The sequence below is a fragment of the Psychroserpens sp. genome, from assembly GCF_036960315.1.
GTDB lineage: Bacteria > Bacteroidota > Bacteroidia > Flavobacteriales > Flavobacteriaceae > Psychroserpens.
Window position 1 is genome coordinate 148,939 of record NZ_JBALVR010000009.1, and the last position, 12,086, is coordinate 161,024.

At 30.4% G+C, this 12,086-nt stretch carries 9 protein-coding genes; all 9 read left to right on the forward strand.

The window, feature by feature from the left end; genetic code table 11:
• Positions 1–15: 15 nt before the first annotated feature.
• The gene (locus tag V7719_RS14930) at positions 16–1,440 is read left to right on the forward strand and encodes a T9SS type A sorting domain-containing protein (protein ID WP_335730737.1); all 1,425 of its coding nucleotides are present in this window, start codon (positions 16–18) and stop codon (positions 1,438–1,440) included.
• A gap of 158 nt (positions 1,441–1,598) precedes the next feature.
• Positions 1,599–4,412, forward strand: a complete 2,814-nt coding sequence (locus tag V7719_RS14935; RefSeq protein ID WP_335730738.1) for a M16 family metallopeptidase — start codon at positions 1,599–1,601, stop codon at positions 4,410–4,412.
• A 572-nt stretch (positions 4,413–4,984) separates the two neighbouring features.
• Entirely contained in the window at positions 4,985–6,244 is a 1,260-nt protein-coding gene (locus V7719_RS14940) for a tyrosine-type recombinase/integrase (RefSeq protein ID WP_335730739.1), read from the forward strand.
• A gap of 12 nt (positions 6,245–6,256) precedes the next feature.
• Positions 6,257–7,165 carry a hypothetical protein gene (locus V7719_RS14945; RefSeq protein WP_335730740.1) on the forward strand — a complete coding sequence of 303 codons (909 nt, stop codon included), beginning with the start codon at positions 6,257–6,259 and terminating at the stop codon, positions 7,163–7,165.
• Between the two features lie 107 nt (positions 7,166–7,272).
• Positions 7,273–7,560, forward strand: a complete 288-nt coding sequence (locus tag V7719_RS14950) for a helix-turn-helix domain-containing protein (RefSeq protein WP_335730741.1) — start codon at positions 7,273–7,275, stop codon at positions 7,558–7,560.
• Positions 7,561–7,633: 73 nt separating this feature from the next.
• Complete coding sequence (locus V7719_RS14955) at positions 7,634–8,884, forward strand: VapE domain-containing protein (protein WP_335730742.1); 1,251 nt, start codon at positions 7,634–7,636, stop codon at positions 8,882–8,884.
• A gap of 229 nt (positions 8,885–9,113) precedes the next feature.
• On the forward strand, positions 9,114–10,082 hold the full coding sequence (locus tag V7719_RS14960) for a DUF6371 domain-containing protein (protein ID WP_335730743.1): 969 nt from the start codon (positions 9,114–9,116) through the stop codon (positions 10,080–10,082).
• Positions 10,083–10,685: 603 nt separating this feature from the next.
• Positions 10,686–11,351 carry a hypothetical protein gene (locus V7719_RS14965; RefSeq protein WP_335730744.1) on the forward strand — a complete coding sequence of 222 codons (666 nt, stop codon included), beginning with the start codon at positions 10,686–10,688 and terminating at the stop codon, positions 11,349–11,351.
• A 327-nt stretch (positions 11,352–11,678) separates the two neighbouring features.
• Positions 11,679–12,086 (forward strand): hypothetical protein (locus tag V7719_RS14970; protein ID WP_335730745.1); only part of this gene is annotated, 408 nt, incomplete at its 3' end.

Genomic DNA, 12,086 nt, shown 5'->3' on the forward strand with positions numbered 1-12,086 from the left:
TTAAAACTAAGAATTATGAAAACACAATTACTAATTTTAACAGCATTAATAAGCGCTTTTGCGATGAATGCTCAAGTGACCCTTGTCAAAGAAATTAACGACAATGGAACCTCAAGTTCCTTACCCGCGAATCTTACAGAGTTTGGTGGAATAATTTACTTTGGTGCCGATGATTCCAATGGCTCTAATACACCTGGAGGCGCAGATCTAGGGAAAGAACTTTGGATTACAGATGGTACTGGTGGAGGAACCACTTTTGTTAAGGATTTAAGAACAGGATCGGCTTCGTCCTCACCTTCTTTCTTTTTTGAATATAACAGCACACTATATTTCTCAGCAAATACTGGCGCTGGAAATGTATTACATTCCACAGATGGAACAGCAGTTGGAACAACATCTACAGGTGGTGGCTTTGTTTTTAACCCTATTGAATTAAATGGGTTAATATATTATGTAAATACAACAGATTCTAATGGCTTATGGGAATTTGATGGAACAACCCAAGTTAATGTAACAGACGCAGGCGCTGGTGCTGAAAACCTAAGTGGTGCAGTATTGACGGTTTTCAATGGCAAGATATTTTGTTATATGAACTATTCAACCGACGATGTTACCATCGGTAATGAGCTTTATAGTTATGAACCTACAACAGATGTTTTCACGCTTATAAAAGATATTACAGGTGATGATGCGAATTCAGGTATTAGTAACTTTACTGTTATGGGTAGTGAATTATACTTTGAAGCTTTAGGAGCACTTTGGAAAACAGATGGAACTGAAGTTGGAACTGTAGCGGTAGCAGCAGCAGTATCTCTTGGTGGAGTAGGGAATTTAGTTGCATTTAATGGAAAAGTCTTATTTGAAGGTGATAACGGTACTTCTAATGACCAATTGTGGTCATACGACCCTTTAGGAGATACTATAACTAATGTGAGTAACATAACAGGAAGCGTTGCTACCGGAGGTAATAACCATGACCCTTCAGATTATGCTGAATTAGATGGTTTTCTTTATTATGCTGGTGAAGTTTCGGATGAGACGGTACAATATTTATTTAGAACTGATGGAACAACATCTACTAGACTAGATAGCTCAATTAAAGATATAGATGATTTAGCAGTATTAAGTAACGTTTTATATTTTGAAGGAGATAATGGAACAACAGGTAACGAGCTTTATAAATTTGATCCAGCTTCCTTATCTGTAGGCGAGAATCAATTAGAAATTGTTAGTGTATATCCAAATCCAGCTACTGATTATATTCTAGTTTCAAATAATTTAATGAATGCAAGTTATGCTATTTATGATATTACTGGAAAAACAGTAAAACAAGGTACTATTAATTCTGAGAAAATTAACTTAGATTTAAATAGTGGCTTATACTTATTCAAAGTTGAAACTGAATTAAGCACAGTAACAAAAAAGATTATTATTAAATAATATATCCCTATTATTTTAATAGCAATTTTTTTGAAGGGTTTTTAAATTAAACATTCAAAATACTAAATTGAAAGCCTCGTTATTCGAGGCTTTTTTTTTAATCTTTATTAGGGATTATATTTTAAAACCAGCCCTATATTAAATATAAACAACATAAAATGAAAAATATCTTATTACTTGTATGCCTTCTCGCTATATGTGTTAAAGCTAATGCTCAAACTTTAGAGTTAAACACGCCTTTACCACAAGACAACAGTATTAGAAAAGGGGTTTTGAAAAACGGCATTACTTACTATATTTATAAAACAGATGTAATCAAAGATGCTGCAAGTTATTATATTATACAAAATGTAGGTTCAATTTTAGAGAATGAAGACCAGCAAGGCTTGGCGCATTTTTTGGAGCATATGGCATTTAATGGGACTAAGAACTTTCCAGGAAAGAGCATTTTAAATACACTTGAAAAACACGGAGCTATTTTCGGTAAAAACATCAACGCATATACAAGTTTTGATGAAACTGTTTACAATTTAGACAATATACCTACCAATGTTGATGGCTTAATTGATACTTGCTTATTGGTCTTGCATGATTGGTCAAACTATCTTTCACTATCGAATGATGAAATTGACTCAGAAAGAGGAGTGGTTAAAGAAGAGTGGAGAACACGTCAAAATGGTGGAATGAGAATCTTTATGGAATCTAATTCAACTAAATACAACAATGCCAAATATGCCACTAGAATGCCAATTGGACAGATGGATGTAGTTGATAATTTTAAGTACAAAGCATTGAAAGATTTTTACCATGATTGGTACAGGACAGATTTACAAGCTATAGCTATAGTTGGAGATGTGGATGTTGATGAAATTGAACAAAAAATAATAGCAAAGTTTACCGATATTCCTGCAATTGAGAAAATAAATAGAAGAGAACGTTTTACAGTTGAAGTACCGAACAACAAAACCCCTTTATTCAAATTGAGTATGGATAAAGAAGTCCCTTACTCAAAAATAGATTTTACGATTAAACATCCAAATTCATTGGAAGACGAAAAAGTAGCTGATTTAAGAAAGTCATTATTAACAGGAATCACAACAAGCATTGTCAATTCTCGAATTCATGAACTTACTCAAGATTCGAATTCTCCATTTAATAATGGTGGTATAAGATATTCCAAATTGGCAAGATTGACTAATGTTTTTAGGGTAGTCGTTAGCCCAAAACCAAATAAGCAATCTGAAGCATTTAAAATTGTATTACAAGAAATTATCAGAGCAAAAAAGTTTGGGTTTTCTAAAGGAGAAATCAATAGGGCCATTACTCAATATACTTCATCTTATGAAAATCTCATAAAAAGACTGGAAGAGATTAGACATGGGGAAATCATTAAAGTAGTGAAGGCAAATTATTTGGAAAACAAGCACATGACAGATCCAGTAAAAGAGTTTGAATTAGCCAAAATAATTTTTGCTGAGATAGATTCGAGACTGCTTCAGGAAATTTTAAATGATTTATATACCGTTGAAAACCGAACCATTTTAGTTACTGGAGTAGAGGGTGAAGAAAATTTGACAAGAGATGCAACCTTAGAAATAATAAATAAAGCGGAAAATGACCCAAATTTGAGCCCTTACGTCGATAGTTTTGATGGAAAGTCCTTAATGTCTAATATAACTATTTTGCCTGGAATCATTGTGTCTGAAGAGACTAATAAGGTTCTTGAAAGTTCTACTTTTACCTTGAGCAATGGAGTAAAAGTGCATTATAAATATGCAAATAAAAATAAAAACATGGTAGCACTGAATGCCATTAGTTATGGAGGCACTTCAATATTATCAGATAAAGATTTGCCTTCGGCAGGTTATGCAACTAGCTTGGCTAGTAGGTCAGGAATAAGTGAGTTTACATCTACTGACTTAAGAAAAATTAATACAGGAAAAACAGCCAACGTTTCGATGAGAATAAATGGTTTGTCAGAAGTAATAAAAGGTAGTAGTGTAACAAAAGATATTGAAACAATGCTCCAAATGGTGTATTTGAAATTCACACACCCTCGTTTCGATAAAAAAATGTATGATAAACTATTTATTGACCTTCAAAATAATCTAGAAAAAAGAAGTAAAAACATCAATGCTATAATGCAAGATAAGTTTATTACTGAAGTTTATGGAGACCAAAATCCAAAAAGGCGCTTAATGACCCAGTCATTTTTAAATGACCTTTCTTTTGATAAAATGAAAGATATCTACAAAGATCGTTTTAATGACATTTCTGACTTTGAATTTTTTATTGTTGGAGACGTAAAGGTTAATGTCTTAAGGCCCCTGTTGGAAAAATACATTGCAAGTATTCCTGATATAGTTAGAAATGAAACTTGGAAAGATAATACAGTGAACTGGATTGCAGATAAAATTGATCAAGATATCCATGTTAAAATGGAAACTCCTAAAAGCACGGTTATCGTAAAATTTGTAAATGAGATGCCATATAGTTTGAAGAATACAATTTTAGCAAAAGCATTAGCCGATATTTTGAAATTAAGATATACATCCAGTTTAAGAGAAGAAGAAGGTGGGACCTATGGAGCTAGTGTAAATGCATCTATAAACGAGAAGCCCGTAAATAAAGGAGTCCTGAGTGTTACTTTCGATTGTGATGCTAAAAAAGTAGAGAATTTAATTCCAATTGTTTATAAGGAAATAGAGAAGATTAAAAAAGGCGAGATACCTCAGGAAGATATTGACAAAACCATCACTAATTATTTAAAAAATCGTAAAGAAAGTAAAGAATTTAATTCTTATGATATGAGTCTTTTAATCAACTATTTTCTTAAAGGATACAACATGAATTCTCCTGAAAATTATGAAGATATTGTGAATTCAATAACCCCTAAGGACATTCAGAAATTTGCTTCTGAATTGACTAACAATTCAGCCTCTTTTGAAATCGTATTTAAACCAGAACAGTAGAAATCTTAAAGTTATACAATTACAAATCTATGACTACAGAAGTAACTATGACGGGGTTTTTCAAATTAGTGAATATTCATATTTTTCTATCTCAATAATCACAGTATGATTTTGTTAACATTAATTGTTGCGCTTCTATTAATTAATTTCTTGCTTTTATACTTCAGTTGTAATGATAAAAGTAATGAGGATGATCACTCACATAATGCTTCAAATGAATTTGGTGTCGACAGCTAATTAAATGATTGGATAAGTCAAAAACTAGCGATTTAAAACCTCTTTATTTACAGGAGTTTCAACGAATTTAAGGTGGTCCATCACAGACTATTAAAATAGTACAAATTAAAGCATTATAAGATTAAATAAAAGAACCCAAAACCATAATTGGTTTTGGGTTCTACTTTGTGGAGTCGGAGAGAATAATCAGTTTTATTCCTCATTACAGCTGTTTATAACTATACCGCAAGTTTAAGGGGTTTTCCTACATTTATTTTTATGTTTGTTTATAGATGAAAACATATCTAATGATATGATAATTGTCACCGATATTGTCACCTATTAATACCCCAAATATGACTTGCACATTTTACTTAAAACAGCCTAACTCATTAAAAGAATCACTTATTTATTTTTCATGCTATTTTAAAGAGGAAAATAAAAAATTTGTGTATTCAACAGGAGAAAAGATAAAACCTATCCATTGGAGTAAAGAAAATAATCAACCTAAGTTGAAGGGGGCTTCAAAAGCTCATGATGCTGGAACAATCAATATTCAATTAGGTCGCTATGTTGAAACCTTTATGGCAATAGAATCTGAATGTAAAAAGATGGAGGAAGATTTCACTTCAAATTATTTAAAAGATTCATTTGATTCAAGGTTTAAAAAATCATCAACTAAGAAAAATTTATTTTTTGGAGCATATGATAAGTTTATGCAAGAAAAACAGATGCATAAACTATGGAAGCCAGCTACAGTCAAAAGGTATTACAATATTAAAAATCATCTTATAAAATTTGAAGAGGATAAGTCATATAAATTAACGTTCAGTTCTATAAATGAAAATTTTTATAGCCTATTTACTGATTTCTGTTATACGACACAAGATCATTATACCAATACTTTAGCACGAAACGTTGGTCTGTTTAAGACTTTTATGTTTTGGGCTTATAAAAACAACTACACCTATAAGGACACCTTTAAAGAATTCAAAAAACCTGAGAAAGCAATTACTAAGGAGGTTGCTCTTTCATTGGAAGATGTAGAAGTGATTTTTAACTTTGAATGTGAATCTGAAAGTCAGGAAAGAGTTAGAGATGTTTTTGTTTTTCAATGTTTAACGGGTTTAAGGTATGGCGAGATGAAAAAGATAAACAAGCGAAACGTCGATAATAATCGAATACTATTGAAAGAAGAAAAGGATTCGAATAAGAGTGAAAGGGAAGTGCCTCTTTTTGAAATTTCAAATTACATTCTCAAAAAATACGATTATAAATTACCTTTGATCTCTAACCAAAAGCAAAATGAGTTAATTAAAGTACTGCTCAAGGATGCCGAGTTCACTGATGATGTTGAATACACAAGAGTTAAGGGTGTAGAGCAAAAACTAATAATAAAGCCATTCTACAAACGAGTTTCAACACACACGGCTCGAAGAACTTTTATTACTATTATGAGAAACAAAGGGATTGCTGATAAAACTATAATGAGCATCACAGGACATAGAGACATAAAAACATTCAATATGTACCACAAAGTGGATGATAAGGCAAGAAAAGAGGCAGTTGAAGCAGTTTTTAGTGGGATGGAATTGCCTAAACTTAAAAAAGCATAATTTATCATTATTATGAGCAATACAGATTTCCTCAAGAACACTAATAATTTAGATCTTATTTACAAGTTTATCAATTTATATTTTGAAGAAAATGAAATTCAATATAAATATCCAGATAAAGGAGTTTTGGCTCTAAATCAAAGACTATCTTCTTTTCTAGAAACTAAGGATAAAATTGATTTTTTAAAAAATAAATACACAGAAATATACCCTAAAGAAGAAAATGATTTATCGCACTTTTCTACTTATTTAGGAGAAGGGTCAGCAATTAAGACTTGGGATAGATTTTTTGGAATTCTATTAATTAATAATCCAGATTTTGTTGTTTTATTTTTTGAACGGATAAAGCCCTTCTCCAATGGGAAAAAAAACCCTTTTATTTCTGAAAACTTCTATCGATTTTATAATTTCTATTCAGATTTGAGAGAATCTAGTATTTATGAACATTTGAGCGATGTTACTGATTTATTAACTACTTGGGGCAGGTATTCTGGAATAAAGTATCGATTAGATTGGATGAAATCTAAACTAAATGAATTTGAAAATTTAAAATCCTCAGAAGAAACAAATAAGAATAGTTTAAGTTCAAATGTAAAAACGTTAAAAGAATTATTCCAAAAGGATGATAAGTTTGATGATGTAATTGATCTTTTAATTCAAAAGGAAGTTATTTCTGATTCAGATGAAGGTTATATTGTCATTATCCCTGATAAATATAAAAAAAGAGGTCGTCAGTTATTTATTTGTGCAATAGGAAATAATCTTCATAACAAAAATTACTTAAAAATTTGTAATGATATAGATATAGTTCATGCTCTTAATAATTTGTTTTGTAATTCCAATATCACGAAACAAAATTATTACTCTCTATTAGAATCTCCCAATCATGACAAATTTCTAGGATTCACTAACTTTTTATAGTTTGTTTTAAGTGATTAGTTTTACTTCTTTACTGGTAAAAGTAAAAGTTATAATTAAACTAGGCTAGTTCTATAGTTTTACAGTATCGTTTAATAAAAACATATTGTATGAAACACATAATTCAACTTCAAAACATTTCTAAATCAGAGCTTTTTGAACATTTAGAAAACATAATAGATAAGAAATTGTCTATTCTTACGAACATCGATGTAAACGAAAAACTTTCAATTAAAGAAGTTGCTGGTGAATTAGGCGTTGCAGAATTAACAGTACATAATTACATCAAGAAAGGAATACTTCCAGCGTTTAAAATAGGAAGAAGAGTCTTCATAAAAAGAGCAGATTTAGATACAGCACTTAAAGAAGTGAAATCCCTTAAATATCAACGTTCATAAAAAGATAAACCCTTCTAGATTGTAGCGATCTAATGGGGTTATAAGTATTGTAATATCATTAAACAAGTAACAGATGCAAAATAAAACGATTTTATCAAAGATTGAAGAAGTAATTGACAGTAAACACTTGTCAACTAATGATCTAGATTCCGAAATGGTGGGTGATTCGGATAAATCTACAAATATTACTACTGTATTTCACCAAGCTGAAGAATATATATCCTCGAAGTATAATTTAAGGTTTAACACCTTGTCTTTGGATATTGAATCCAAAACTTTAGAAGGTGACCAATGGATCTCTTGTAATGAAAATTCGTTGTGGGTTGAAATGCAAAAAAGCGGGATTAGGATTGGTCAAAATTCTTTAAAAGCTATCTTAAAAAGTGACTTCATGGCTAATTACAATCCATTAGAAAGTTACTTTAAGAATATCCAAGAATGGGATCGTAAAACAGACTATATATCTCAGTATGCAAATTATATTAAACTTGAAGCGAAGGAAAATAAAGATCAATTCCTCTACCACTTCAAAAAATGGTGTGTTCGATCTGTAAAATGTGCTCTAATAAAAAACTACTTTAATAAGCAAGCTTTTGTACTAACAGATGATGGTAAAGGACAAAATATTGGTAAATCCACTTGGTGCAGAAACCTTTGCCCTAAGTCGTTATCAGAGTATATAGCAGAGGATATAAGTAATAATGACAAGGATACGAGAATATTGATTTGTAAAAATTTCTTAATCAATATGGATGAATTAGCAGCGTTATCAAAGAAAGAAATTAATCAATTAAAGTCTTTATTTTCTAAGGATCAGATTAATGACAGACTTCCATACGCATCAAAAAACACAATTATACCTAGAGTAGCGTCCTTTATAGGATCAACAAACATGTCAACATTTCTTCATGACGAGACTGGTAGTGTAAGATGGCTATGCTTCGTTATTGATGGAATTGATTGGAAATATAAGGAAGAGTTTAATGTGGATAAACTTTGGTCTCAGGCTTATGCTCTTTCAAAGGACGATAACTTCATAGCTGAGTTATCGCGCGAAGATATTGCCGAAAACGAAAGGAGAAATGATAAATTTCAATACTTAAGTACCGAAAGGGAATTACTTGAGAAATATTTTGAAAACCCAAGTACGGAAGGGAATGAATTTATGACATCAACCGATATTAGGAATTATATAAAAATCTATTCAACCTTAAATGTAAATGAAATACAAATGGGAAAAGCATTGAAGGCATGTAAGTATACCAGAAAAAAAGCATATGGAAGATATGGTTATTATATGATGAAGAAGAGTATTGTTTATTAATTACCCAAACTACCCTAATCAATTCAATAACCATATATTAAAGTATATAGACTATTCTAAGTTGAAAAATATCAGACTTACCTAAGTTATACTCAAAACTCAACTTCCTTCTGTTTGGGTAGGATTAAAATACTTTTGGGTAAAATAAAAATGACAATAATCAATTGATAAACAATTGTTTAGGTAAGTTGGTAAGATGTATTTTAAAAAAGGCAAAAAACTAAAACAAATGCTAAGAAAAATAGAAAGTAATCTTATTTTTAATAACAAAAGAGATTATAAACTCATTACACCTTGCTGTAGTAAAATTAATAGAACAGGTGGTTTTGTGAATTGGAAAGGAATTGATAGTCGGTTCGGATTTTGTAACTATTGCGGAAAAACTACCCTACCAAGAGTGATTTTTCAAGATGAGTATGGTAATGATCGTGCTAAGAACCAAAATGTGAAGAGTTTTGACTCAGTCAAAGCGTTCAATTTAAAGTCTAGCGATAACTTTCAAAAAAAGGATGAACCCGTAGCCAAAAAAAATTTTATTAATGAGAAGATCATATGGAAATACTTCAATGTTAACCCTGAAAACAAGTTGCTGACATACTTAAGAAGGACATATGGTAATCAAATTGTAAATGAAGTAAAAGAAATGTATGCACTAGGAACTTATGATGATTCTGGAACAATGTTCTGGACTATCAATAAGGATTTTAAAGTGCAGAAATTAAAAGTGGTCCATTACGGTTTAGATGGTAAAAGACAAAACAAATTTGGGGTACCATACAATAATGAAAATGGTTTTCATTATTGCTTGTTTGGTGAGCACTTATTAAAAGATAAGTATAAGAATATCCAAAGAATAGTTTTAGTTGAAAGTGAAAAAACAGCGCTAGTAGGCGCAATAGTATTGCCTAAATATACCTGGTTAGCATATGGGGGTTTAAATGGTCTAACTAGATCTAAAGTAGAAGTACTGAAAGGATATAAAAAAGTACTTGTTATACCTGACTTTAGCAGTAACGCTATAAATGTAATGCAAAAAAATATACATCAGTATAGAAACATAGGAGTTGACATTAAAATGTGGGACTTAACAAATGGAATGACAGATGAGGAAAGGAAAAATAAAGGCATCTATAACGATGATATTGAGGATATCTTAAGGAATATGACATCAGAAGTATATAATGATATTTTAATTTAATCATACGACAGTATATTTAGAGTGTGAACATGCTAATAGCCTTAATATTATTATTGTAGCAACAATGCAGTTATAGATATTACAACAACAAACAACACGGTGTTGTTTGATATATGTTTAATGGGTAAAACCCCTTTTAACCTTATAAAAAGAGTGATTGTGTGAAAACAACAATAGACAACAACTTGTTTTTTGCTAGATAAAACTCCTTTGAAGCCATTTAAATAGGGCGATTGTATGAAAACAACAACAAACAACAAGTTGTTGTTTGTTGTTTAATGGGTAAAACTCATTTTAACCTTATAAAAAGTGTGATTGTGTAAAAACAACAATAGACAACAACGTGTTGTTTGTTGTTGAATGGGTAAAACTCATATTAACCTTATAAAAAGTGTAATTGTGTAAAAACAATAATAGACAACAACTCGCAACAATGTGTTGTTTAATTAATACTTATAAAATTCCTTTTTGATGAGAATGAGAATTGAAATTTAAGACGTGTATAGTTAATTGTTAAGTCTGTAGGTACTTGGTTCGTTTTCTTTTACTAATTTAACTTGCCATACACGAACACCTTATGCGTAAGGCGTTAAAACAATTACTATGCGTAATTTAAATCTGATTTTTACAACACATAAACCGAATGGTGAATGTAACCCAGATGCATTGTATGAAATTATAGAGATAATAAGTCCAGATATAATATTCGAAGAACTCTCTCATGCTAATTATGATAAAGTCTATAATGCAAAGACTTTAATTACATTAGAAACAACGGCAATAAAAAAGCACTTAAAGAATAAAGACATAGTGCATATTCCAGTTGATACCTTCGATATGCCTAATCATTATTATGATAATATAGATTATATGCTTGACAAATTGCTCCATGGTTTCATGTTACAAGAGTCATTTGAATTAAAAAATTTAATAGACAAACATTCGTCATTAATTTACTCAAACGGTTTCCCTTTTTTAAATAGCGATATCAACAATAAAATCTTTGAGCAAATAGACATTCTTAAAGATAAATTGTTGAAGAAAATTAATAATGAAAAACTGTATAATATTGCTCAATTGGAAAAAGATGTGATTGAAAAACGTGAAAACGAAATATTAAATAACATATATAATTACAGCAAGAAACATCCATATAAACAAGCTCTTCTTTTTGTTGGTTCAGGGCATAGAAGGGCATTTATCGATAAGATCGAAAAACGCAAGAAACAGGAAGAACAAAAGATAAATTGGATTTTTCATAACTTATAAGCCCTTTGTACAACAAGGTGTATAATCAATTGATGGTTCTGTGTGTACTCAGGAAACCATATTTTCAGCTATTCTGACTATCTTATTTTTATTAAAATATACGTAGAACTACGTATATATGACTGCATAGGTTTTAGTAATTTTAGAAATTATAAAAAAGCACGATAAGTTTGCTTATCCAGATATTAGAATAAGATATAAGTATGTTTGTTTACTATATAACAAGTTGGCAGTAAGATGAGAAAACCTATGAGATACATTACAATCTTTCTTTTATTAATTATAATCACTTCCTGTAATTCAAATCAAAAAACGAAATCTAACTCAATGCCTGAAAAAGCTGTTGATGGAATGTTTGGAGTTTTAAGCTCGAAATCCGATCAATCTATTGGATTTCTATTGGATGATATTCACGCAAAAATATTGCGAAATGATTATGACAGTTTAAGTTTAGTTAAAATTCAGAAATACGATAAACTCACGAAAGATTATTTAAAGTATTTGAGCGGAATTGAAAAGCAGTACGCTGAAAATAATGTTAATCCTTTTTTTACCAATGGTAAGCATTCCGATAAAGGAACTGAATATCTAAAGAAAACGGAATTGTACGAAAAAGAGATTTTAAAATTAGTCGAAAATAATCAAGCAAAAAATAGAGTTCGTGCTAAAGCTGGAGCATATAGCGTAATTGCTAAAAATGGATACGAAGCTAAACACTTGGATTATTATTTTGAC

Coding starts and splice junctions, on each gene's coding strand:
- V7719_RS14960 (WP_335730743.1), top strand. CDS start 9,114: ATGCTAAGAAAAATAGAAAGTAATCTTATTTTTAATAACAAAAGAGAT.
- V7719_RS14940 (WP_335730739.1), top strand. CDS start 4,985: ATGACTTGCACATTTTACTTAAAACAGCCTAACTCATTAAAAGAATCA.
- V7719_RS14965 (WP_335730744.1), top strand. CDS start 10,686: ATGCGTAATTTAAATCTGATTTTTACAACACATAAACCGAATGGTGAA.
- V7719_RS14935 (WP_335730738.1), top strand. CDS start 1,599: ATGAAAAATATCTTATTACTTGTATGCCTTCTCGCTATATGTGTTAAA.
- V7719_RS14955 (WP_335730742.1), top strand. CDS start 7,634: ATGCAAAATAAAACGATTTTATCAAAGATTGAAGAAGTAATTGACAGT.
- V7719_RS14950 (WP_335730741.1), top strand. CDS start 7,273: ATGAAACACATAATTCAACTTCAAAACATTTCTAAATCAGAGCTTTTT.
- V7719_RS14945 (WP_335730740.1), top strand. CDS start 6,257: ATGAGCAATACAGATTTCCTCAAGAACACTAATAATTTAGATCTTATT.
- V7719_RS14930 (WP_335730737.1), top strand. CDS start 16: ATGAAAACACAATTACTAATTTTAACAGCATTAATAAGCGCTTTTGCG.